The sequence below is a fragment of the Micromonospora sp. NPDC006431 genome (assembly GCF_042870725.1).
Lineage (GTDB): Bacteria > Actinomycetota > Actinomycetes > Mycobacteriales > Micromonosporaceae > Micromonospora.
In genome coordinates, this window is sequence record NZ_JBIAHQ010000021.1 from 97,075 (window position 1) to 119,756 (window position 22,682).

General features: G+C 73.9%; 24 protein-coding genes. 11 read left to right on the plus strand and 13 right to left on the minus strand.

Annotated features, from left to right (window positions below):
• Positions 1-43 precede the first annotated feature (43 nt).
• Both ACFYM6_RS28425 and ACFYM6_RS28430 read left to right on the plus strand, forming a co-directional pair.
• Entirely contained in the window at positions 44-916 is an 873-nt protein-coding gene (locus tag ACFYM6_RS28425; protein ID WP_387280406.1) for a DUF72 domain-containing protein, read from the plus strand.
• A gap of 294 nt (positions 917-1,210) precedes the next feature.
• Positions 1,211-1,639 (plus strand): DUF2267 domain-containing protein, encoded by a 429-nt coding sequence (locus tag ACFYM6_RS28430; protein ID WP_357442378.1) that lies wholly within the window; start codon positions 1,211-1,213, stop codon positions 1,637-1,639.
• A 51-nt stretch (positions 1,640-1,690) separates the two neighbouring features.
• Here the strand turns inward: ACFYM6_RS28430 and ACFYM6_RS28435 are convergent, their stop codons facing one another.
• Both ACFYM6_RS28435 and ACFYM6_RS28440 read right to left on the minus strand, forming a co-directional pair.
• Positions 1,691-2,461: a DUF72 domain-containing protein gene (locus tag ACFYM6_RS28435; RefSeq protein WP_387280408.1), complete on the minus strand. Its 771-nt coding sequence runs from the start codon at positions 2,459-2,461 to the stop codon at positions 1,691-1,693.
• 9 nt (positions 2,462-2,470) lie between these two features.
• Positions 2,471-3,214: a PIG-L deacetylase family protein gene (locus ACFYM6_RS28440; protein WP_387280410.1), complete on the minus strand. Its 744-nt coding sequence runs from the start codon at positions 3,212-3,214 to the stop codon at positions 2,471-2,473.
• A 229-nt stretch (positions 3,215-3,443) separates the two neighbouring features.
• Here ACFYM6_RS28440 and ACFYM6_RS28445 point away from each other — a divergent pair, with 229 nt between their 5' ends.
• Positions 3,444-3,731 (plus strand): hypothetical protein, encoded by a 288-nt coding sequence (locus tag ACFYM6_RS28445; RefSeq protein WP_387280412.1) that lies wholly within the window; start codon positions 3,444-3,446, stop codon positions 3,729-3,731.
• 9 nt (positions 3,732-3,740) lie between these two features.
• Positions 3,741-5,066 (plus strand): cupin domain-containing protein, encoded by a 1,326-nt coding sequence (locus ACFYM6_RS28450; protein WP_387280414.1) that lies wholly within the window; start codon positions 3,741-3,743, stop codon positions 5,064-5,066.
• A gap of 124 nt (positions 5,067-5,190) precedes the next feature.
• Here ACFYM6_RS28450 and ACFYM6_RS28455 read toward each other — a convergent pair whose 3' ends face one another.
• From ACFYM6_RS28455 to ACFYM6_RS28475, 5 genes are all read right to left on the minus strand, one after another.
• On the minus strand, positions 5,191-5,859 hold the full coding sequence (locus tag ACFYM6_RS28455) for a hypothetical protein (RefSeq protein WP_387280416.1): 669 nt from the start codon (positions 5,857-5,859) through the stop codon (positions 5,191-5,193).
• A complete protein-coding gene (locus ACFYM6_RS28460) occupies positions 5,856-8,528 on the minus strand; it encodes an FtsK/SpoIIIE domain-containing protein (RefSeq protein WP_387280418.1) in 2,673 nt (890 codons plus the stop codon). Before ACFYM6_RS28460 ends, ACFYM6_RS28455 begins: the two co-directional genes overlap by 4 nt.
• A complete protein-coding gene (locus ACFYM6_RS28465) occupies positions 8,521-9,411 on the minus strand; it encodes a hypothetical protein (protein ID WP_387280420.1) in 891 nt (296 codons plus the stop codon). The genes ACFYM6_RS28460 and ACFYM6_RS28465 overlap by 8 nt, the downstream gene beginning before the upstream one ends.
• Positions 9,412-9,420: 9 nt before the next feature.
• Complete coding sequence (locus ACFYM6_RS28470) at positions 9,421-9,681, minus strand: hypothetical protein (protein WP_030504016.1); 261 nt, start codon at positions 9,679-9,681, stop codon at positions 9,421-9,423.
• A 200-nt stretch (positions 9,682-9,881) separates the two neighbouring features.
• Positions 9,882-10,286 (minus strand): hypothetical protein, encoded by a 405-nt coding sequence (locus ACFYM6_RS28475; protein ID WP_387280422.1) that lies wholly within the window; start codon positions 10,284-10,286, stop codon positions 9,882-9,884.
• Between the two features lie 116 nt (positions 10,287-10,402).
• Here ACFYM6_RS28475 and ACFYM6_RS28480 point away from each other — a divergent pair, with 116 nt between their 5' ends.
• From ACFYM6_RS28480 to ACFYM6_RS28490, 3 genes are read left to right on the plus strand one after another with little or no spacing between them, the layout of a single operon-like run.
• Positions 10,403-12,949, plus strand: a complete 2,547-nt coding sequence (locus tag ACFYM6_RS28480) for an ATP-dependent Clp protease ATP-binding subunit (RefSeq protein ID WP_387280424.1) — start codon at positions 10,403-10,405, stop codon at positions 12,947-12,949.
• The gene (locus ACFYM6_RS28485; RefSeq protein WP_357442568.1) at positions 12,946-13,134 is read left to right on the plus strand and encodes a hypothetical protein; all 189 of its coding nucleotides are present in this window, start codon (positions 12,946-12,948) and stop codon (positions 13,132-13,134) included. The genes ACFYM6_RS28480 and ACFYM6_RS28485 overlap by 4 nt, the downstream gene beginning before the upstream one ends.
• A complete protein-coding gene (locus tag ACFYM6_RS28490) occupies positions 13,134-13,484 on the plus strand; it encodes a DUF3140 domain-containing protein (protein WP_073838154.1) in 351 nt (116 codons plus the stop codon). The genes ACFYM6_RS28485 and ACFYM6_RS28490 overlap by 1 nt, the downstream gene beginning before the upstream one ends.
• 49 nt (positions 13,485-13,533) lie before the next feature.
• On the opposite strand, the gene ACFYM6_RS28495 is transcribed toward ACFYM6_RS28490, so the two are convergent.
• The 3 genes from ACFYM6_RS28495 to ACFYM6_RS28505 form a co-directional block, all read right to left on the minus strand.
• Positions 13,534-13,773: a hypothetical protein gene (locus tag ACFYM6_RS28495; RefSeq protein ID WP_387280426.1), complete on the minus strand. Its 240-nt coding sequence runs from the start codon at positions 13,771-13,773 to the stop codon at positions 13,534-13,536.
• Positions 13,774-13,792: 19 nt separating this feature from the next.
• Positions 13,793-14,779: a LysR family transcriptional regulator gene (locus tag ACFYM6_RS28500; protein WP_387280428.1), complete on the minus strand. Its 987-nt coding sequence runs from the start codon at positions 14,777-14,779 to the stop codon at positions 13,793-13,795.
• A 101-nt stretch (positions 14,780-14,880) separates the two neighbouring features.
• Positions 14,881-15,498: a hemerythrin domain-containing protein gene (locus ACFYM6_RS28505; RefSeq protein WP_387280430.1), complete on the minus strand. Its 618-nt coding sequence runs from the start codon at positions 15,496-15,498 to the stop codon at positions 14,881-14,883.
• Between the two features lie 159 nt (positions 15,499-15,657).
• On the opposite strand from ACFYM6_RS28505, the gene ACFYM6_RS28510 reads away from it, so the two are divergent.
• Complete coding sequence (locus tag ACFYM6_RS28510) at positions 15,658-16,986, plus strand: M20/M25/M40 family metallo-hydrolase (RefSeq protein WP_387280432.1); 1,329 nt, start codon at positions 15,658-15,660, stop codon at positions 16,984-16,986.
• Positions 16,987-17,046: 60 nt separating this feature from the next.
• Entirely contained in the window at positions 17,047-17,700 is a 654-nt protein-coding gene (locus ACFYM6_RS28515; protein ID WP_387280434.1) for a hypothetical protein, read from the plus strand.
• A 75-nt stretch (positions 17,701-17,775) separates the two neighbouring features.
• On the opposite strand, the gene ACFYM6_RS28520 is transcribed toward ACFYM6_RS28515, so the two are convergent.
• The gene (locus ACFYM6_RS28520; RefSeq protein WP_073838148.1) at positions 17,776-17,967 is read right to left on the minus strand and encodes a DUF5703 family protein; all 192 of its coding nucleotides are present in this window, start codon (positions 17,965-17,967) and stop codon (positions 17,776-17,778) included.
• 91 nt (positions 17,968-18,058) lie between these two features.
• Positions 18,059-19,030 (minus strand): aldo/keto reductase, encoded by a 972-nt coding sequence (locus ACFYM6_RS28525; protein ID WP_387280437.1) that lies wholly within the window; start codon positions 19,028-19,030, stop codon positions 18,059-18,061.
• Positions 19,031-19,200: 170 nt separating this feature from the next.
• Here ACFYM6_RS28525 and ACFYM6_RS28530 point away from each other — a divergent pair, with 170 nt between their 5' ends.
• The gene (locus tag ACFYM6_RS28530) at positions 19,201-20,253 is read left to right on the plus strand and encodes an LLM class F420-dependent oxidoreductase (RefSeq protein ID WP_387280439.1); all 1,053 of its coding nucleotides are present in this window, start codon (positions 19,201-19,203) and stop codon (positions 20,251-20,253) included.
• Complete coding sequence (locus ACFYM6_RS28535) at positions 20,250-21,086, plus strand: undecaprenyl-diphosphate phosphatase (protein WP_387280441.1); 837 nt, start codon at positions 20,250-20,252, stop codon at positions 21,084-21,086. The genes ACFYM6_RS28530 and ACFYM6_RS28535 overlap by 4 nt, the downstream gene beginning before the upstream one ends.
• A 396-nt stretch (positions 21,087-21,482) precedes the next feature.
• Here ACFYM6_RS28535 and ACFYM6_RS28540 read toward each other — a convergent pair whose 3' ends face one another.
• Positions 21,483-22,073 (minus strand): hypothetical protein, encoded by a 591-nt coding sequence (locus ACFYM6_RS28540; protein WP_387280443.1) that lies wholly within the window; start codon positions 22,071-22,073, stop codon positions 21,483-21,485.
• Positions 22,074-22,682 lie beyond the last annotated feature (609 nt).

Consider the following 22,682-nt stretch of genomic DNA (forward strand, 5'->3'; position numbering starts at 1 on the left):
CCACCGGGTTGCCGGTCGGTCCCCGACGCGGTGGACTCGCCCCATGGGTGAGATCAAGGTGGGCACCGCCTCGTGGACCGACCGGACCCTGCTCGACTCCGGCTGGTACCCCCAGACCGCGGACACCCCGGAGAAGCGACTGGCGTACTACGCCCGGCAGTTCCCGCTGGTCGAGGTAGACGCCACCTACTACTCGCCGCCGGCCGAGCGGACGGCGCAGCTGTGGGTCGATCGCACCCCGCCCGGCTTCACCTTCAACATCAAGGCGTTCAGCCTGCTCACCGGGCACCCGACCCGGGTCGGGGCGCTCTACAAGGACCTGCGCCCGGACACCGAGAAGAAGAACCTCTACCCGGACGACCTGCCGCCGCAGGCGTACGAGGAGGTGTGGACCCGGTTCCTGTCCGCGCTCGACCCGCTGGTCACGGCGGACCGGCTCGGCGTGGTGCTGTTCCAGTTCCCGCCCTGGTTCACCATCAAGCGGGACAACAAGCAGTACCTCCTCGAGGTGGCGAAGCGGTGCGCCCCGCTACGACCGGCCGTGGAGTTCCGGCACGCCTCCTGGTTCGACGGTGACAACCGGGAGGAGACCCTCGGCTTCCTGCGCAAGCACCAGCTTCCGTACGTCTGCGTCGACATGCCGCAGGGACACCGGTCGTCCGTACCGCCGGTGCTGGCCGCCACCGCGGACCTCGCGGTGGTCCGCTTCCACGGCCACAGCGAGCGGTGGACCAGCAAGGACATCCACGAGAAGTTCGGCTACGACTACTCCGACCGGGAGCTGCGCGACTGGGCGCCCCGGCTGCGCGAGCTGGGCGGCGAGGCCGCGCAGACCCACGTGCTCATGAACAACTGCTACCGGGACTACGCCCAGCGCAACGGCCAGCGGTTGCAGGCCCTGCTCGGCGTCGACTGACGGCCGGGTTTCACCCGACCGGGGTGAGGCCGGCTCACCCTCTCCCCGGACAGTCTGGGCGGTGTGTGCGGTCCGTACGCGGCCGCGAGGCCGACAGGAGGTGGGCCATGACGGTGCGGGTGGTATCGGATCGACGCCGTGGCGGGGTGCTGCACGTGGTCGGGAAGTCCGCCGGCCCCCGGCGCGGCGAGCGGCCCGGTCGGTTCAGTCCGACCCGGCAGTGGCGGGGGCCCAGCGGGCCGCCGCGACGCACCGACGACCGACGGTGGGAAACCGACCTACGGGGGTGGGCAGATGGCTGAGCAGCTGAGTACCGCGATTGAGTCCTCCATCCAGAAGACCAACCTGATCCTCAAGGACATCGAGCAGGCCTACGGCTGGCCGAAGTCGCAACGCAACCAGTCCTACTGCGCGCTGCGTACCGTGCTGCACCTGCTGCGCGACCGGATGCCGGTGCAGGAGAGCGTCGAGTTCGCGGCGCAGTTGCCGGTGCTGGTACGGGGGATCTACTTCGACGGCTGGCAGCCGATGGACGTGCCGGTGAAGCTGAACCGGGACGACTTCCTGTTCGAGGTGCGGCAACGCTTCCCATACGACGTCGAGGGCGGCACCGAGCGCGTGGTGCAGGTGGTGCTCGACGCACTGAGCCGGCACATCACCCCGGGCCAGTGGGAGGACGTGAAGGACAACATGCCCAAGGACCTGGTGCAGAACTTTCCCTGACCGACGGTCCCGACCGGCCCGCCCCACCACCGGTGGAGCGGGCCGTTCGCGTCAGCCCACGAGGTCGCTGGGCGCCGGCACGCGGCTCACCGGCCGGCCGGCCCGACCAGCCAGACCGGCGAAGGCCACCGCGTCGACGATCGCCGCGCCGCCGGGGTCGTTGTTGAAGTAGACGTACGCCGGTTCCGCGGCGTCGAACGTCCCGGCCAACCGGCCTACCCAGGAGGCGAGCGCGTCCCGGCCGTAGCGCGGCCAGGGCCGGGCCCGCCCCTCGTGCAGCCGCAGGTAGCCGAAGTCGGCGGTGCGCCACAGCGGGGTCACCGGGCGGCCGAGCCGGTCCGCCCAGACCAGCGCGGCGCGGCGGCGCTCCAGCGCCTGTCGCGTCTCGTCCGTCCACCAGGAGGGGTGCCGCAGCTCCACCGCCACCCGCACCTCGGCCGGGAAGAGGCGCAGCGTGGCGTCCAGCGCCTCCGGGTCGGCCCGCAGGTTCGGTGGGAGTTGCACCAGCACCGGTCCGAGCCGGTCACCCAGCCCGGTGGCCCGGCCGAGGAAGCGGGCCACCGGTTCGGCCGGCTCCCGCAGCCGCTTGATGTGGGTGAGGTAGCGGCTCATCTTCACCGCCACGCAGAAGTCGTTTGGGGTCCGGTCCCGCCAGGCAACGAAGGTGTCCCGCTCGGGCAGCCGGTAGAAGGCGTTGTTGACCTCCACGGTGGCGAACCGCGCCGCGAAGTGTTCCAGCCACAGCCGCTGCGGCAGCTTCGCCGGGTAGAAGCGTTCCCGCCAGTCCCGGTACTGCCAACCGGAGGTGCCGACCAGGATCATCGCCGCGGCCTAGGCGAGGTCGAGGCGGAAGACCTCGAAGGCAGTGCCGTACCGGACGCCCAGGCGGGTGCCGGCCGGGCGGGCCAACCCCTCGAGGAACTCCTCCGCGTCGAAGCCACCGTCGCCGAGTCCGCTCAGGTAGGCCCCGTGTGCCCGCAGCGAAGCCACGCCCCGGTCGAACGTGGCCGTCACGTCCACCCCGTGCCGCGCCCGCGGCGAGGCCGCCGCCCACACCTCGCGTACCCGGGCCCACGGCTCGACGCCGTCCACCAGCTGCTCCGGGAAGATCCACCGGTTGCCGGCGTCCCGTACCCCGTCCAGCACCGCCCGGCCGCAGGCGATGTGGTCGGCCTGGTTCAGCGCGTACGCCCCGTCCCAGGTCTCCCGGAAGTTGTTGGTGATCACGATGTCGGGGTGGTGCCGGCGGACCACCGCGGCGATCTCCCGACGCAGCGGCACGCCATATTCCAGCAGCCCGTCCGGCAGGCCCAGGAACTCCACCGCGTCCACCCCGACCACCGCCGCCGACGCGCGCTGCTCCTCCTCCCGGAGCACCCGGGCGCGGTCCGGCGGCATCCCGTCGATGCCGGCCTCGCCGCTGGTGAGCAGGCAGTAGCCGACCTGCTTGCCCTGCCCGGTCCAGCGGGCCACCGCGGCCGCCGCGCCGAACTCCAGGTCGTCGGGGTGGGCCACCACGGCGAGCGCCCGCTGCCAGTCCTCGGCCAGTGGCGTCAACGGCTCCGGCTGTCCCACGGCCACCTCCTCTCCGGCGTTCCTCCGCCATCCTGGCACCGACCGGGCCGGCCCGCCGGCCACGCGCGGGCCCCCGGGCCCGGGTGACGCCCGGCGGGGCCCGGCGAACCGTCCGTGTCGCCGGGCCCCGGCGTCTACGGTGTGGTTAGAGGAGATCGCGCGTGGGGTACCACCCGCTCCACGACGAACCCCCGACCGACGGCGGGGCGGCACATCCGAGGGAGCACCCATGGCACTCAACGACGACGACATGCAGACCACCGGTGGCGGCGGGGCCGAGGGCCCGGCCGACGGTGGGGCGACCCCGGGCCAGCAGGACGGTGGCGCGGACGGCGGTGCGGACCGTGGCGCGGAGCGCGGGGCCGACCGCGGCGCTGACAAGGGCGCCGAGGGTCCGGCCGACGGTGGGGCGACCCCGGGTAAGCAGGACGGCGGCGCGGACGGCGGCGCGGAGGGTCCGGCCGACGGTGGCGCGACCCCCGGCCAGCGCGACGGCGGCGCCGACGGCAGCGCCTGACCGATCGCCATGACGCAGCTCGACCCGTCCGACAGATCCAGCTCGGCGCGTCTGACGCCGCGCCACAACCTGGAACCGTCGCCGGGCGGCGACGGCCGCCCGGCGGTTCCGCCTTCCGCCGGCGATTCCCTCGCCCGGTGCATCACGGTCGAGCCGGCCAAGTTCGCCGCCGACCACTGGGGACGCAGCCCGCTGCTGTCCCGGGCCGCCGAGCTGCCCAACCCGCGCGGCTTCACCGACCTGTTCAGCCCGGCCGACGCCGACGAACTGCTCAGCCGGCGCGGCCTGCGTACCCCGTTCCTGCGGATCGCCAAGGACGGCGAGCTGGTGCCGGCGGCGCGCTACACCGGCGGCGGCGGCGCGGGCGCCGAGATCGGCGACCAGGTCCTCGACGAGCAGGTCCTCCAGCTGTACGCCGACGGCGCGACCCTGGTCCTGCAGGGCCTGCACCGGACCTGGCCGGCGCTGGGCGACTTCGCCCGCGAGCTGGGCACCGCGCTGGCCCAGCCCGTGCAGGTGAACGCCTACCTGACCCCGGCCGGCAGTCAGGGCTTCGCCACCCACTACGACACGCACGACGTCTTCGTGCTGCAGGTCGACGGCCGCAAGCACTGGCGGATCCACCCGCCGGTGCTGCCCGACCCGCTGGAGCGGCAGCCCTGGGGCGGGCGGGCCGACGAGGTGGCCGCGACCGCCGAGGGGCCGGCCGCCCTGGACGTGGTGCTCGCCCCCGGCGACGCGCTCTACCTGCCCCGGGGCTGGTTGCACAGCGCCCAGGCGCAGGAGCGCAGCTCGCTGCACCTGACCGTGGGCATCCGGGCGCTGACCCGGTACGCCCTGGTCGAGGAGCTGCTGGCGCTCGCCGCCGCCGATCCACGGCTGCGCGCCGGGCTGCCCTTCGGCGTCGACGTGGCCGACCCGGATGCGCTGGAGCCGGAGCTGACCGAGACCGTGGAGGCGCTGCGCGACTGGCTGCTGCGGGCCGACCCGGCAGCGGTGGCCGACCGGCTGCGGGCACGGGCCTGGCCGGCCGCCCGCCCGGCGCCGATCCGGCCCCTGGCCCAGGCCGCCGCGCTGACCGCGCTGGACCGGGACAGCCGCGTCGCGGTCCGGGGCGGCCTGCGCTGGCGGCTCGACCCGAGCGGGGACGGCCGGATCGCGCTGCGCCTGTTCGACCGCGCCATCACGCTGCCCGGCAGCTGCGCGCCGGCGCTGCACGCCCTGCTCACCGGCGAGGTCACCCGGGTCGGCGACCTACCCGGCCTCGACGACGACGCCGACCGCCTCGTCCTCGCCCGCCGCCTCCTCAAGGAAGCCGTCCTGACCCCCGCCTGACCGCCCCGCCTCTAGGTCGCGTCGATCATGAGGTTGGCGGCGTGACCCGCTGGGTGCCGCTCGCCGCCAACCTCATGATCAACCGGGCGGGGCCTGGCGCCGGCAAGCCGCGGGTGGTGGGCGGTCAGCGGGGGGCTAGGGCGAGGAGGAGGACGGTGGTGACCAGGCCGGCGGCGGCCACCAAGGTGATCGCGCGGGGGGTCAGCACGGCGTGCCGGCGGTCGGCCAGCAGCCGGGCCGGGGCCAGCCCCACCAGCGGCCCGAGCAGCGTGACCACCAGCGCCAGCACCGGCAGGCCGACCGCCAGGTCCCCGCGGGAGCCGTCGCCCAGCGCCCGCGCCCCCATCCCCAGCGCGTACGCGACCAGCGCGCCGCCGACCCCGCAGCCCACCAGCAGCGGGTTCGCCGAGCCGGGCAGCTCGCCCGGCTGACGGGTGCGGTCCAGCACCTCGCGTACCCCGTGCAGCAGCGGCACCGGATCGCCGGTCGCGTCCCGGGCCGGCCCGGGCAGCTCGCCCAGTCGCCGCCCGCCGCTGCCGATCCGGGCGCGCAGCTGCCCCCACAGGTGGGCGGCCTCGGTGTCGACCCGCTCCACCAGCTCCCGCGCCTCCGCCACCTCCGCCTCGGCCCGGCGGACCTGCTCGGTGGCCTCCGCCACCGCCCGGTCGGCGGTGGCGCACTGCTGCGCGTACCAGGTGTGCGCTTCGGCGCGCTGGGCCGCCACCCGGGCGGTCAGCTCGGCGAGCCGACGGATCTGGGCGGCGTACGTCTCACTGGCGACCGGTTCGTTCATCGGGAGGGACCATAAGGGATGATCACCTGGCCGGTGCGGTGCACCGCCCGGTCGAAGTAGAGCCCTCGCCACGGGCGGGGGTACCAGTCCGGCCCGCCGGTGCCCGGGTAGAGCGAGGAGCCCAGCTCCGCGCCCTGCACGTCGAGCGCCACCCAGGCCCCGATCTGGTCGGTACGCGCCGCCGGGCCGCCCAGGTCGGCCCGCATCCGGGCTACCCCGCGCCACCAGGCCAGCACGTGCGTACGCCGTTCCGGGCCGTCGTGCAGGATCCGGCGCAGCTGCTCCAGCCCGGTCCGCCGGCCAGCCCTGCCGGCGAGCTGTCCGGCGGCGGCGTCGACCGCGTAGAGCAGCAGATAGTGCGGGCTGTTCGGGGTGCCCGGGGCGCCGAGCGAGTCGCCCACCTCGGCCATCAGCTCGGGGACCGTTTCCTCGTCGTACCAGGCGGCGTCGTCGGCGAGGTCCTCGTAGAGGGCGCGGGCGGCCGGGTCGGCGTCCGGGTCGAGGCAGGCGATGGAGAACCGGGCCGTGCCGGGGCGGTGCTGCCGGGCCAGCGAGCGGGCGGCGGCGTCCAGCACCGCGCACGCCTCGTCCACCCGGGTGCCGAGCACGGCCAGGTTGCGCCCGGGCGCCCGGGGCAGCCGCAGCGCCGCCGAGCGGGCCTGCACGTCGATGATCTCCCCGAGCAGCGCGACCGGGCTGCGTGGCACCCCCTGCTCCGGGGCGGTCAGCGCCCGGAAGTCCGGCGCCTCGGCCAGCTTCGGGATCGCGTCGCCGTCGAAGAGCCGGGCCGGGGAGGCGTCCTGCGGGCGCATCCGCCACAGCCGGTGCTGCAGTTCGCTCCACGTCTCCCAGTCGCCGGCCGACGGGATACGGGCCACCTGGTTCCCCTCGGCCAGCCCCGACTCGGCGTTCACCACCGCGTGGTGCCGGGGCAGCGACTGCGCCGCGTCGTTGCGCTCGGCCAGGATGCGCAGCGCCTTCGGCAGCGCGATCCGCAGGGTGAACTGGGCGACCAGGGCGGGTCGCCCCCACAGCGCCTCGATGCCCCGGACGTCCTGCGAGGCGAGCACCAGGTGGATGCCCTGCGACCGCCCGCGCCGGGCCAGGTCCTCCAGCAGGTCGGCGGCTTCCCGCGCGACCACGTCCCGGCCGGCCAGCAGCGCCTGGAACTCGTCCACCACGGCGACGATCCGGGGCCAGTGCCCGGTCGGGTCCACGGCGCGCAGCTCGGCCAGCTTGGTGACCTCGTGCTTCTTCGCCGCGTCCGCCCGGCGGCGCAGCTCCTCGGCGAGGAAGCGCAGAAGCGCCAGGCCGAACTCCCGGTCGGTGTTCACGTTGATCCCGACCAGCCGCATGTGCGGCAGCCAGCTCGGGTCCCGCCGGCCCTGGGCGAACCGCGCGAAGGACACCCCCTCCTTGAAGTCGAGCAGATAGAACTCCAGCTCGGCGGGGGAGTAGCGGGCGGCGAGCGCGCCGATCCAGGCGAAGATCAGGTTGGTCTTCCCGGTGCCGGAGGGGCCGCCGATCAGCGCGTGCGGCGGGTAGTCGCCGAGGGTGAGCTGCACCGGCCGGCCGTGCGGGCCCTCGCCGATCGGCGCGGTCAGGCCGTGCGCCGAGTCCGCCCGCCAATAGTCCTCGGGCAGGGGCAGCAGGTCGGTGAAGGGCGCCGGCGGCGGCCCGGCGTTGACCCGGGAGGCCGTCTCCCGGCACGTCTCGGTGACCAGCCCGGGCGGGGGCGGGGGGTCGAGCGCCACCGACAGCCCGCCGATCCGGGCGTCGTCCGGCTCCACCACGACCCGGGTGACCGTGGGGTCGTCGGGGAGCTCGATGCCGCGGACCACCAGGTGCACCCCGCAGGCCGCCCCGGTCCGCACCACCCGGTCGAGCTGGCCGCGCTCGTGTCGGGACAGCTCGTCGCCGCCGAGCAGCACCGCCACCCGCCACGGCTCCGGCCGGCGGCCGGTGGTCGCGGCCAGCTTGCGCAGCGACGCGTACTCCCCGGCCAGCACGGTCTCGTTGATCCGGCGGATCTGCTCCACCAGGTCGTCCAGCAGCCGGCCCAGCCCGCCGGGGCCGACGAAGGTGAGCAGGCCGGCGGTGCCGAGCGGGGCGAACCCGGCGAGCCCGCCGCCCAGGTGCTCCGGGTCGTACCCGACGAGCCGGACGTTGCCCGGGTCGGCGCGCCCCAGCGAGCGCAGCAGCAGGGCCGGCACCACCGCGGCGATGCCCTCCCGGTCGCTGCCGGCGAGGTGCACGTGACCGGCGTCCAGCAGCGGCACCAGCGCCGGCAGCGGTTCCGCGCCGGGGATGCGCACCGTGCCGACGCGTACCGCGCCGGGGGTCTCCGCGCGGTCGGCGGGGGTGGGTCGCCACCGCTCCCACGGCGCGGACGCCGCGCCCGGCGCCTCCCGCTCGGCCGCGGCGGCGGCCCGCCGGGCCAGCTCGGCGATCCGCGTGGTGTGCCGGGCGTCTATCTCGGCGAGCCGGCGGTCGCGGGCGGCGCCCACCCGCTCCGGTACGTCCGCCGCGGCGCGTCGCACGAGGACCAGCCGGTCCCGGCGGGCGGCCAGGTCGGCGTCGGCGGCGGCCAGCCGGTGCCGGGTGGCCCCGAGTGCCTCGGAGAGCAGCCCCCGGACCCGCGACACCATCTGGGCGCGGACGTCAGCCATGCGTACCCCGTCCGGGTTCCCGCTCGTCGGCGTCGTTGGGCAGGTCGCGGCCGAGCCGGTCCAGCAGTACCCCGGTGACCACCCCGGCGGTGACCGCCGGATCCGCGGCGTGCGGTTGTTCCTGCTCGCCGGAACGGCGGGGCGGGGGCATCCGGCAGACCCGGGTCAGCAGGGTGTCCAGCACCGGCGGCGGCAGCCCGGGCAGCAGGTCGCGGACCCGCCCGTCCAGCTCGCGGCGCAGCCGGGCCAGGTCGTCGGCGCGGGGCGGGTGGCCGAGCAGTTCCCCGGCCAGGTCGCGCAGCAGTGGCGGGGCGATCGCGGCCAGCCCCAGCCCGACGTCGGCGTGTGCCCGGCGCAGCTCCGCGTGCAGCCGGGCCCGGTCGCCGGAGCGGACCCCGGTCACCACCCGGCGCAGCAGCTCGCGGGAGTCGCCGACCCGTGCGTCCGGCTCGTCCGGGGCGCTCTCCCGGCCGCCGGTCAGCTCCGCCACCCGCACCGACCACCAGCGCCGCATCGCCGGCTGCTCGCCCTGCTCGGCCGCTGCGTCCGGGGCCGCCGGCGGCGTCTCACCCCGGGGCGCGTCGTGCTTCGGCCGGCGCTGCTCGCCGGTCGGGGCGGGCGCGCCGTCGGCGGCCAGCCCGATCGCGGCCAGGTACGCGGACAGCTGCTCCTGGGCCACCCGCAGCGCGTACCCGGCGGTCTCGGCGTGCTCGGTCGCGGCGGACAGCTCCGGCACCCCCAGCGGGTTCGCCGATTCCTGCCGCACCCAGCGCAGCCGCTCGGTGGCCTGGCCGAACTTCTCCAGCGCCACGGCGAGCTGGGCCAGCGGCAGTTCCTCGGCGGCGGCGCGCACCTGCCCGCCGACGTCCTCGATGATGGACACGTCCCGCCCCTACAGGGTGGCGACGTAGAGCTGCGCCTGCTCGACCGCGACAAGGGTGGCGGCGAGGCACTCCTCCAGCTCCTGGCTGGCCTGGGTCAGCGACGCCTGGGCCGCCTCCACCGTCTCGTGGCCGCTGCCCTCCAGGGCGCCGGCCAGGGTCTGCTGCGCCTCGGCCAGCTTCTCACCGGCCGCCTGCACGGCTGTCTGCCCGTCACCTATCTGCTGGAGGGCGACATCGATGGCTGCCTTCAGCTCGGCGACGCTCGCCACGGGGGACCTCCTGGGGGCAAGGGAGATCTCCATTACAACCCATCCCGCCGGATGGGCGAACATCCGCCCTCGCGGTGTTCCTGCCCGGCTGTCCGATCAATCCCCTGACGTGCGCGGAAGCCGTTTCGCCCGGACGGCCCCGGTCCCGCCGGCGAACCGCCTGGTCCCGTGCACGAGTCACCCCGCCGGGCGTACCCCGGTCACCGCACGGGCCCGCGGCGCTGGACGTCCGGGGGCAGCCAGCGTGGCCCGTGCACCTCGGCGCCCAGCGCACCCACCCGGGCCCGCAGCTCCCGGTCGGCGGTGACCACCACCCGGCGTCGGTGCGGCGCCGCGGCGACCAGCTCGACCATGGTGTCGTCGCCGGACCCGGGTGCGGCGACCACGGCCACCCCCGGCGCGGCCGGCACGTCCCGCGCCGCGCCCTCCACCACCAGCACCACGTCCACGGGTGGCGGCAGCTCCGGTGGTACGCCCCGGTCGGCCAGCGGCGCGAGCGCGTCGCGCAGCCGCGCCGCCGCCCCGGCCCGGTCCCGCCACCAGCCGTCCGGCCGGGAGCCCACCACGTTCGCGCCGTCGACGATCAGCAGCGCCGTGTCCGCCATGCCCCCAGCCTGCCATCCGGAGGCGTTTGTCGCGCCGACCGCCGGGTAGCCACCGCCGACCGTGCCGCGCCAGTCGCCCGGCGGGGCGCGCCGCGTCTGAGGAGCGGAGGACAGAGATGATGGGACCCGGTGACTTCGGCTCCGACCCGTGGGACGAGTTCCTGGCCCGGTACTTCGGTCGCGGCGAGGGGGGACGCCGTCCGGCGCACCGGGTCGACATCACCCGGCTGATGACCGCCGACGCGCGGGAGATGCTGGCCGACGCGGCCCGGCGCGCGGCGCAGAAGCACAGCAACGACCTGGACACCGACCATCTGCTCTGGGCGGCGCTGCAGCGGGAGCCGCTGCGCGATCTGGTACGCCGCGCCGGCGCCGACCCGGACGCCCTGGTCAACGCACTCGGCGGGCGCGGTGACGGGGCGCCGCGCGGCGAGGTGCCGCCGAACCTTTCGCTCACCCCGGCGGCCAAGCGGGCGTTGCTCGACGCCCACCAGCTCTCCCGGGCGATGGGTGCCAACTACATCGGCCCCGAACACATCCTGATGGCCCTGCCGTTGAACCCGGAGTCCCCGGCCGGCCGGATGCTGGCCGCGGGCCGGATCCAGCCGGAGTCGCTCCAGGCGGCCAGCGCGGAACGCGGCGGCGCCCCCCGCCCGGACCGCGGCACCCCCACCCTCGACCAGTACGGGCAGGACCTCACCGAGCTGGCCCGCAACGACCAGATCGACCCGGTCATCGGCCGGGCCGACGAGATCGAGCAGGCCGTGGAGATCCTGTCCCGGCGGACCAAGAACAACCCGGTGCTGATCGGCGAGGCCGGCGTCGGCAAGACCGCGATCGTGGAGGGGCTGGCCGAGCGGATCTGCGACGGCGATGTGCCGCAGACCCTGATCGGCAAGCGGGTCATCCAGCTCGACCTCGCCGGCCTGGTGGCCGGCACCCGTTACCGGGGCGATTTCGAGGAACGGCTGAAGAAGGTGATCGACGAGATCCGGGCCCACAAGGACGAGCTGATCATCTTCCTGGACGAGATCCACACCCTGGTCGGCGCGGGTGGCGCCGGCAGCGAGGGCGGCATGGACGCCTCGAACATGCTCAAGCCCGCCCTCGCCCGCGGCGAGCTGCGGGTGATCGGCGCGACCACGCTGGACGAGTTCCGGCGCAGCATCGAGAAGGACGCCGCGCTGGCCCGCCGGTTCCAGCCGGTCTTCGTGCCCGAGCCGAGCGTCGAGGACACCGTCGCCATCCTGCGCGGCCTGCGCGACCGCTACGAGGCGCACCACCAGGTCCGCTTCACCGACGAGGCGCTGGTCGCCGCCGCCGAGCTCTCCGACCGCTACGTCACCGACCGCTTCCTGCCGGACAAGGCGATCGACCTGATCGACCAGGCCGGCGCGCGGGTGCGGCTGCGTACCCGTACCCCCGCCGAGGACGTGCGCGAGCTGGAGCGGCAGCTCGACGAGGTGCGCCGCAACAAGGAGCAGGCGGTCGCCGACGAGCAGTACGAGCGGGCCTCCCAGTTGCGCGACCGGGTGTCCGAGCTGGAGGAACAGGTCCGCCGTGCGAAAGGCGACGGGGAGAGCCCCGAAGTGCCGACGGTCGGGCCGACCGAGATCGCCGAGGTGGTCTCCCGAGCCACCGGCATCCCGATCAACCAGCTCACCGAGGAGGAACGCGACCGGCTGCTGCGGCTCGAGGGGTACCTGCACGAGAAGGTCGTCGGGCAGGACGACGCGGTCAGCGCGGTGGCCGAGGCGGTGCGCCGCTCGCGTGCCGGGCTGGCGGACCCGGACCGGCCGATGGGCAGCTTCCTCTTCCTCGGCCCGACCGGCGTCGGCAAGACCGAGCTCGCCCGGGCCCTGGCCGAGGCGCTCTTCGGCGAGGCGGACCGGATGGTCCGGGTGGACATGAGCGAGTTCCAGGAGCGGCACACGGTCAGCCGGCTGGTCGGCGCCCCGCCCGGCTACGTCGGCTACGAGGAGGCCGGCCAGCTCACCGAGGCGGTGCGCCGCCGCCCGTACGCGGTGGTGCTGCTCGACGAGATCGAGAAGGCGCACCCGGATGTGTTCAACATCCTGCTCCAGGTGCTCGACGACGGCCGGCTCACCGACAGCCAGGGCCGCACGGTGAACTTCAAGAACACCGTCCTGATCATGACCAGCAACCTCGGGTCGGAGATGATCACCGGCACCCAGCGCACGGTCGGCTTCGGCGTCGGCGAGCCCGGCCGGGAGCAGGAGGCCAGCGAGCTGCGGGAGCGTCTGATGCGCCGGCTGCAGGAGAACTTCCGGCCCGAGTTCCTCAACCGGATCGACGAGGTGATCATTTTCCAGCGGCTGGAGGCCGAGCAGTTGCGGCAGATCACCGAGCTGATGCTGGAGGAGACCAAGCGCCGGCTGCACGCCCAGGACATCCAGGTCGAGTTCACCGCGGCCGGCATCGACTGGCTGGCCGAGCACGGCTACCAGCCGGAGTTCGGGGCCCGCCCGCTGCGCCGGGTGATCCAGCGGGAGGTCGACAACCGGCTCTCCCGGATGCTGCTGGAGCACCAGGTCTCGCCCGGCCAGAAGGTCGTCGTCGACGCGCGGGACGGGCAGCTGTCCATCGAGGTCGGCAGCGGGGACCGCGACTACGTCGCCGCCAGCACCTCGCACCCACGATGAACCGGAAACGGGACGAGATGACCGAGCCGGAGGAGAGCCGGGAGGAAACCGAGCGGCGCGAACCGATCGTGAGCCCGCCGACGGCGAACCCGTCGCGGGTCAAGGTGCCGCCGGAGGGTGTGAAGAAGCAGACCGACGAGGGCGACCGGACGCCGTCCGGGCCGCCGCCGGAAGAGGAGGCGTGATGGTACGCGAACAGCGCGTGGATCCCGAGGTCGACGTGCTCTGGGACGACTTCCACGCCCTGGTGAACGTCCCCTCCGAGCAGTTGCGCCAGTGGCTGCTGACCCGTGGCTCGGGGGAGGAGTCGTTCGGCCCCGCCCCGAACATGGACCTGCCCGAGCCGGGCCGGCACATCCTGCGGGTGCTGAGCAAACGCAAGGTGGACCTCACCCGGGAGGACATCGAGGTGATGCAGGAGGCGGTCGACCGCATCCAGGACCTCATCGACGCCCGGCCGAGCGGCGGCAACGTCGACAACGAGTGGCGGTACTCGCTGCTCGACCTCGGGCACGACGTCCTGGTCGAACGCTGACCGGACCGGCCGACGGCACCCGGGGGAGTCCCGGGTGCCGTGCCGTGCGCTAGTCGGACGATTCCATGCTGGGTAGCTCCAGGCCGGCCGTGTCGGCGGCGGCCTGCCGCTCCGCGCGGGCCCGTTCCTCCCGGCTGAGCAGGTTGGCGTACTCGGTGATGTCCGCCGGGTCGGGCACCTCCGGCAACCGGCGTAGGAACGCCTCCAGGTCGGTGGAGGCGGCGGTGTGCGCGGCGGCCGCCTGGCGCAGCAACTCCCGCTGGTCGGCGGCAGGGTACAGATCAGTCATGTCGCCCTGATACCCGCGCTCAGGCGGTTCGCACTCCGCCGGCCGCCGCCACCTGCGCACCGAAGTCGGGACGACCCAGCAACCAGGCCAGGTAGTCCGGGTGCGGGGCCAGCGCGTCGGTGTACGCCGCCACGGCCGTCTCGAGCACCGTCTCGGCGACCCGGGCGGCCGGCGCGTCCGGGTGCCAGCCCAGCAGCAGCCGCCAGCGCAGCGGCGTACCAGCCAGCCGGCGGGTCACCAGGCCGGCGACGGGCCGGAAGGTGGCCTGGCAGAGGCCCACCGCCTCGCCGGCGTCGACCAGGTCCAGGCAGCCGCGCACGTCCGCCTCGTACAGCTTGCGGGGGGTGAAGCCGGCGCGGGCGCAGGCGGCGGCGAAGCAGTCGCCGAAGCAGCCCTCCCCGGGCGCCGCGACCCACTGCTCGTGCCGCAGGTCGACCAGGCGCACCTCGTCCCGGCCGGCCATCCGATGGGTCTGCGGCAGCAGCACGAAGATCGGGTCGACGGCGACCTCCCGCCAGCTCAGCCCGAACTCCGCCGACGGGGCGGCGTCCCCGCACACCCCGGTCAGCGCGAAGTCGAGCCGGCCACCGGCGACCAGTTGGGCCAGCTCGTCCACCGACCAGGACGCGTAGGTGCTGATCCGCACGTCGGGCCGCTCGGCGGCGAGCCGGTGCACCAGCCGGCCGAGGATCGGGCTGTTCACCCCGCCGAACCGGTACCGGGTCAGCGGGTCGGCCGCCCCGGCCAGCCGGGCCGCCTCGTCCTGCAGGCCCTTCATCGCGGGCAGCAGCACCCGGGCCCGGTCCAGCACCAGTTCGCCCAGCGCGGTGGGGCGGGCGCCGCGGCGGTCCCGGTCGAACAGCGGACCGCCGAGAGCCCGCTCGATGCGCTGGAGCTGGGCGGTCAGCGCCGGCTGGGCCAGGCCGAGCATCGAGGCGGCCTTGGTGACGCTTCCCGTCTCCGCGATCGCGCAGACCACCCGCAGATGTCGCAGCTCCAGATTCATACGGTGACGGTAGGACCACGAACGGGGATGCGGAAGGGCCCGTCCGCCATCGGTGTACGCCGATCAGTCGGCCGTCGGTCGACACGGCGGCCGGGGTCGACTCAGTGCTTCCCCGGCCGCTCCAGATCGGACAGCTGGGTACGCCGACCGGTCACCGCGTCGCGGACCTTGTCCAACACCCCCACCGCCGGCTCGACGAGCTTGTTCCACGGCGGGGTGGCCGGGGTGCCCGGGTGCGGCCGGGTCGGCGCCGCCTCCTCGGCGATCTCCCACCGGTTGCCCAGCCGGATCAGCTCGGCGTCGGTGGCCACCTCGCGCAGCGGCGCCACCAGCTCGGCGACCCGGTCGACGTGCCGGCGTACCCGGTCGGCCACCTCGGCCAGCGCCGGGTCGTCCGGCCCGGACAGTTCCCGCAGGGCGGTGAGCAGCCCGGCGTCCGCCTCGATCTCCCGGTCCACCAGTTCCGCGCCGGCCGGCACGGCGGCCCGGGCGGCGGGGAGGAGGTACTGCTCCTCGGCGGACAGGTGCCGGGACACCACGGCGGTGAGCACGTCGAGCACCTCGCGCCGACGCTCGGCCGGCAGGTCCGGGTCGGTGACCTGCCCGGCCAGGCCGAGCAGCGCGGCGTGCTCCCGCGCCACGAGGTCGATCAGGCTCCGGCCACCCGGCCGGTACACGTCGTCCGCGGCGGGCGGCAGCGGCGGCAGGGGGACGGTCATGATGCCCTCCTCGACTGATGGCCGGCGGGGGATCGGCGGCGCCGCCGGCCCGGGTCCCCGGTGCGGGAACGCCACCGGCGGTACCCGTACCCGCGATCCGTGAAACCGGCCGCCGGGCGGGGCGGACCGGGCGTCGGGACCGGCTGGTATGAAGAAGCGATGACGAGCGACCCCGCCTCCGCCCGACCCGACCCCTCCGACGAGGTCGTGGACCTCTGCCGCGACCTGCTGCGCATCGACACCACCAACACCGGCGACAACGACACCAGCGTCGGGGAACGCCGCGCCGCGGAGTACGTCGCGGAGAAGCTCGCCGAGGTCGGCGTCGACGCGGAGCTCCACGAGTCCGCGCCGGGCCGGGCCAACCTGGTCGCCCGGATTCCCGGCACCGACCCGGGCCGGGACGCGCTGCTGGTGCACGGCCACCTCGACGTGGTGCCCGCCGACCCCGACGAGTGGTCGGTGCATCCGTTCTCCGGCGAGCTCCGTGACGGCTACCTGTGGGGCCGCGGCGCGATCGACATGAAGGACTTCGACGCCATGGTGCTCGCCGTGGTCCGCGGCTGGCAGCGCGCCGGGGTGCGCCCGTCGCGGGACATCGTGCTCGCCTTCACCGCCGACGAGGAGGCCGGCAGCGACTACGGCGCGCACTTCCTCGCCCAGCGGCACCGCCACCTCTTCGACGGCTGCACCGAGGCGATCGGCGAGGTCGGCGGCTTCTCCTACTCGGTCGACGAGCAGCGCCGGCTCTACCTCATCGAGACCGCCGAGAAGGGCATCGACTGGCTGCGCCTGCACGCCAAGGGCCGCCCCGGCCACGGCTCGATGGTGCACGACGACAACGCGGTCACCGCGCTCGCCGAGGCGGTCGCCCGGGTCGGCCGGCACCGCTTCCCGGTGGTCGTCACCGACACCGTGCGGGCGTTCCTCGAAGAGGTCTCCGACGTGCTCGGCATCGAGATCGACCCGGAGGACCCGGAGACCGCGATCGCCAAGCTCGGCCCGATCGCCAACATCATCGGCGCCACCATCCGCAACACCGCCAACCCGACCCGGCTGGCCGCCGGCTACAAGGACAACGTCATCCCCGGCCGGGCCACCGCCACCATCGACTGCCGCAGCCTGCCCGGCCACTCGGAGCTGCTGGAGCGGCAGCTGCGCGAGCTGATCGGCCCGGACATCGCCATCGAGTACATCCAGCGCCAGCCGGCCCTGGAGACCACCTTCGACGGCGACCTGGTCGACGCCATGTCCGCCGCCCTGCGCGCCGAGGACCCGGGCGCCCGCCCGGTGCCGTACATGCTCTCCGGGGGCACCGACGCCAAGGCGTTCTCGCAGCTCGGCATCCGCTGCTTCGGCTTCGCGCCGCTGCGGCTGCCCGCCGACCTCAATTTCTCCGGGCTGTTCCATGGCATCGACGAGCGGGTTCCGGTGGACGGGCTACAGTTCGGCGTGCGGGTTCTCGACCGGTTTCTCCGCAGCTGCTAGCCGTGTCCGTCACGTCACCGTCGGCGCGGAATCTCCCCCCATCCGAAGGGACTGCCACACATGACCGACCAGCACGGTGAGCTGGACGCCGCCCTGGAGCGGGTGATTGACGCGGCGCGTGCCCACCTGGCCGCCGTCCGAGCCGCCCAGGGCCGGATCGACGACGACAACGTCTGGCAGGCGTACGTCGCTCTGAACAATGCCTCGTTCGCCTACGACGAGCAGTTGCTCGACGCGTTCGGCGAGGTGACCCCGTGGGACGTGGAGTCGATCGACCCGAACGAGGCCGACGAGCGCTTCGGCGGCGTCGAGGGGGTCGAGGCCACCGACCCGCACCCGCGCGCCATCTCGGTCCGGCAGCGCCGGGACTACCGGGTGCCGAGCGTGTCCGCCCTGATCCGGGCGGCCGAGGCGGCCCGCCGCGAGGGCACCCCCGAGGAGGACGAGCCGGCCCCGGTCGAGGGAGTCGGCGAGGCCGTGCTGGAGCTGCTGCAGAGCGGTGACGGCTCGCTCAGCGCGCTGGACGTCCCCGAGCTGGAGCCGCTCGACGGCCTGGTCATGGTCAGCGAGGTCAGCAGCCCGGTCGACCTGGAGTCGTTCGACGACGACGACCCGCTCGGCCCGTTCCAGCCGGCCGCCGACGACCGTCTCGTGGGCCGCCTCGACGAGCACCCGTTCCTGGAGCTCGACGAGGAACACGACCACGCCCACTAGGCCACGCCGCCCCCGGGGCCCGATCGTCCGGTCCGGGCCCCGGGGGCGTACCGCGTCGGCCCGGTCCGGCCGTCCTCAGTACGACAGGCCCGGCTGCGGCTGGTTGACCCGGCGGCGGCGCAGCATCACCTGCCGCGTCCCGTCCCGGTACAGCCGCACCCGGGCCAGCTCCCATCCGGAGAACTCCGCCTGGATCGCCAGCTGCGCCGCGGCGGTCAACCGGTCGACATTCGCAGGCAACCGCAGCGGCGCGTATTCGTAGTCCATGCCCTCTATGCTGCCCAGCCCGGTGGTCCACCGCCACCCCGGACGGTGACCCGGATCGCCGTCCGGCCGTCCGGCATCCGCGCGACGGGCCTCAGCCGTCCCGTTCCGGGTAGCCCATCGGCACCGCCGAGACGTCGTCGAGCGCGGTGACGATCTCCTCCGGCAGGGTCATCCGCTCCACCTGCAGCGCGCCGAGGAGCTGCCCCACGGTGCGGGCGCCGAGGATCGGCGCGGTGACCCCCGGCCGGTCCCGGATCCAGGCCAGCGCCACCTCCAGCGGCGACACGCCCAGCCCCCCGGCCGCGGTGGCGACCGCCTCCACGATGCTGGAGCAGCGCGGCTCCAGGTAGGTGGCGACGAAGCGCTCGAAGTGCGGCGACGCGGCCCGGGAGTCGGCCGGACGGCCGTGCCGGTACTTGCCGGTGAGCACCCCGCGGCCCAGCGGCGACCAGGGCAGCACGCCCAGCCCCAGCGCCTCGCAGGCGGGCAGCACCTCGCGCTCCACGCCCCGCTCCAGCAGCGAGTACTCCACCTGCGCGGCGACCACCGGGGCGCGCCCCGGCCAGGCGGCCTGCCAGGCGGCGGCCCGGGCGGTCTGCCAGCCGGAGAAGTTCGACACCCCCACATACCGGGCCTTGCCGCTGGACACGGCGTGGTCCAGGGCGGTGAGGGTCTCCTCCAGCGGGGTGTCCGGGTCGTACCCGTGCACCTGCCACAGGTCGACGTGGTCGGTGCCGAGCCGGCGCAGCGACGCCTCCAGGGTCCGCAGCAGGTGCCCGCGGGAGTTGTCCCGCCGGCGGCCGCTGCCCGGCCGGAGCCCCGCCTTGGTGGCGATGAGCAGCTCGTCCCGGGCGACCAGGCTACCGAGCAGCGAGCCGATCACCGACTCGGCGTCGCCGTCGGCGTACACGTCGGCGGTGTCGACGAGGTTGCCGCCCGCGTCGAGGTAGCTCTTCAGCTGGGCGGCCGCGTCGTCGGCGTCGGTATCCCGTCCCCAGGTCATGGTGCCGAGCGCGAGCCGCGAAACCGCCAGCCCGCTTCGGCCGAGCGGTCGCTGTTGCATGGGTGAACCTTATTTCGAACCTCGCGTCACCGATATCCTCGCCCGGAGTCAAGTTCCTGCTCCACCCAGCCCGGCGAGCTGTGACGCGGTCGGGGGTGAGCCGGTGACCGGCTCGGCCACCGGCATTGCGTAACCTGATGCGACCTGTGGTGCGGACGGTGGGAGGACCAGTGCGACTCGGGCTCAGCCTCGGATACCAGACGGCGTGGAGCACGCCGGCCGATCATCTGGCCCTGGCTCAGGAGGCCGACCGGCTCGGCTACTCGGTGGTGTGGGCGGCGGAGGCCTACGGCTCCGACTCGCCGAGCATGCTGGCGTGGATCGCCGGCCAGACCGAGCGGATCGACGTGGGCAGCGCGGTGATGCAGATCCCCGCCCGTACCCCGGCGATGACCGCGATGACCGCCGCCACCATCGACACGCTCTCCGGCGGCCGGTTCCGGCTCGGCCTGGGCGTCTCCGGCCCGCAGGTCTCCGAGGGCTGGCACGGCGTCCGCTTCGCCAAGCCCCTGGCCCGCACCCGGGAGTACGTCGACATCGTCAAGCTGGCGATCGCCCGCAAGGAGGTCGCATACGACGGCGAGCACTACACGCTGCCGCTGCCGGACGGCCCGGGCAAGGCGCTCCGGTTGGGTTTCCACCCACCGCGCGAGCACATCCCGATCTACCTGGCCGCTGTCGGCCCGAAGAACCTGGAGCTGGCCGGCGAGATCGCGGACGGCTGGCTCGCCATCTTCTACGCGCCCGAGTTCGCCGAGGAGCAGCTCGCCGCGGTCCGCGCCGGCCGGGCCAGGAGCGGCGAGGAGCTGACCGGCTTCGACGTGGTGCCGTCCGTCCCGGTGGTGATCGGCGACGACGTCGCCTCCTGCGCCGAACTGGTCCGCTGGTACGCCGCCCTCTACGTCGGCGGCATGGGCAGCCGGGAGCAGAACTTCTACAACCAGCTCGCCATCCGGATGGGCTACGGCGACGCGGCCCGCGAGGTGCAGGACCTCTACCTCGCCAAGCGGCAGCGCGACGCGGCCGCCGCGGTGCCGACCGAGTTCATCGACCGCACCTCGCTGCTCGGTCCGAAGGAGCGCATCGCCGAGCGGATGCGGGAGTACGCGGAGGCCGGCGTCACCACCCTGTCGGTGACCCTCTTCGTCGCTGACCGGGAGAGCGGCGTGCAGACCCTGCGCACCGTCGCCGAGGCCCTCGAGCTGTCCGGAGTCGGCGAGTGACCTGGGTCGAGGCCATCGTCCTGGGCATCGTCCAGGGGCTCACGGAATTCCTGCCCGTCTCGTCCTCCGGGCACCTGCGGATCACCTCTGCGATCTTCTTCGGCCGGGACGCCGGCGCGTCGTTCACCGCGGTGACCCAGTTGGGCACCGAGGCGGCGGTGCTCATCTACTTCTTCAAGGACATCTGGCGGATCGTCCGTACCTGGGTGATCGGCATGTGGGACCGCTCGGTCCGGTCCAGCCTCGACTACCGGATGGGCTGGTACGTCATCATCGGCACCATCCCGATCGGCGTCTTCGGCCTGCTGTTCAAGGACGCGATCCGCGACACGGCCCGGAACCTGTACCTGATCTCCTTCACGCTGATCTTCTTCGCGCTGGTGCTGGCCTTCGCCGAGTACTGGGGGCGGCAGACCCGCACGCTGGAGAACTTCCGGATGCGCGACGGCATCGTCATGGGCTTCGCCCAGGCGATGGCGCTCATCCCAGGCGTCTCCCGATCCGGCGGCACGCTCACCTTCGGCCTGCTGCTCAACCTCACCCGGGAGACGGCGGCCCGGTACTCGTTCCTCCTCGCCATCCCCGCCGTGGTGCTGTCCGGCGTGTTCAGCCTCGGCGACGTCTTCGAGCCCGCCGAACCGGGCACTGCGGCACCCAGCGTGGCCCAGATGGTGGTCGCCACGGTGATCGCCTTCGCCATCGGCTACGCGGCCATCGCCTGGCTGTTGCGCTACGTCGCCCACCACACCCTGTACCTCTTCGTGCTGTACCGGGTGGCGCTCGGCACCCTCGTTCTGTGCCTGCTCCTCACCGGGACGATCCAGGCCACGTAGCCCCTCTTCCTCGGCTGGCTCTCGCTTTTCTGGGGCTGGGGGCGAGGGTGAGCGGCTTCGGGGTTTGATCCCTGCTTTCCGGTTGTGGGCTGGGGGCGACCGTGCCCGGCTCCGGGCGGTCACGCTTGATCCCTGCGCCGGGCACGGTCGCCCCCAGCCCCGTCGTGCGCCTTCGCCGCCCGCCGGTTGCGGTCTTCCTTTTGGTACGCACCGCCCTGAGCTACTGGTCTTGGGCAGCGTTCTGTTCTGCTGCTGACGGCAACTGTCCAAGATCTGGAGACAACAGCCCCAGACACGCTGCTGGCCGGCACCCGCGTTTGGGGTGCCGGCCAGCGGCGTTGTGTGCTTGTTCGGTTGTCAGCTGTGGTGCTCAGCTGTTTGGGTCGGCTGTTTGGGTCAGCTGTTCCAGTGCTGGGCGACCAGGTCGGCGGCCTGCTGCTCCCACTGGGCGTAGGCGTCCGGGTAGGCCGACACCTGCACCGTCTGGGCGGCCTTGGTCAGCGGCATGTCCTGCCAGCCGTCGATCTGCTTCAGGCCCTTCTCGAACGCCAGGGTCGCGTACTCCGGGTTCGTGATCTGCTCCGGCGTGCCCCAACCGCTGGAGGGGCGCTGCTGGAACAGGCCCAGCGAGTCATGGTCGTTGGCGTCGCCGAGGTGGCCCAGGTTCTCCAGCTTCGACTCCTGCAGGCTCGTGGCGATCGAGATCACCGCGGCCCGTTCCGGCAGGCCGGCCTTCTTCGTGGCGGCGATGATCGCCTTCGCGTTGGCGGTCTGCTCGTCGTTCAGGGTGATCTTCGACTGGGTGCCCTGCACACCATGCGGGACCAGCTTGCCCATGTCCGGCTTGTCGGCCTGCACGGCCGCGACGGGCTTGGCAGCGGTGGCCGGGGCATCGGCGGCGTGGGCGGCGATGGGGCCGGCGAACACACCACCGGTGAAAGCCAGACCAGCAACACCAAGAATGCTCTTACGCAGCATCGAGTTCATGATCAAAGCTCCATTCGGGGGTTGGCGCACCACACAGCCCGATGGGGGTCGGACAGCGTGCGCAAGCACCGTCAGGCGCTCAAAGAAGGGGGAAAAGTCTTTCGACCAGCGGCTCGCGGGGCAACAGGGGTTCGCCTTTTCGCGGCGCCGGGACCATGTACAACGACCGGCGGCCCACCAACATTCCGGGCCCGACCACCCCATCTCACGGGGTGTGCCTACCTCAGCCGTGCACCCATCTTCAACGACCCCCGGCCGCCCATCATTCCGGGCCCGGGATGCCGCCGACCACGCCCACAAACCGGACATCGCCCACCACAACAGCCCGTCAAGTGGGCGCGAACCGCCCTTGATCCACTCCATGTCGCGGAAACGGCGGTAACCGACACGCGCCTACACCGCGACATCCCCGACAGGGAGTCGATCACGGGCGGGCCAGGACGGGAGGCCACACTTTCGGCGAAACCGGCGGCCAAGCTGGTAACCCCCGCCGAGGCGTGGACCGTGTGCAGGTACGCATGCCGTACCCGGGGCGCGAACCGCGCACGCCGGACAGCCAGACGGCGCTGGACCGCGACTCGGCTGTGGCCCGCGGTGACCGGCGGAGGG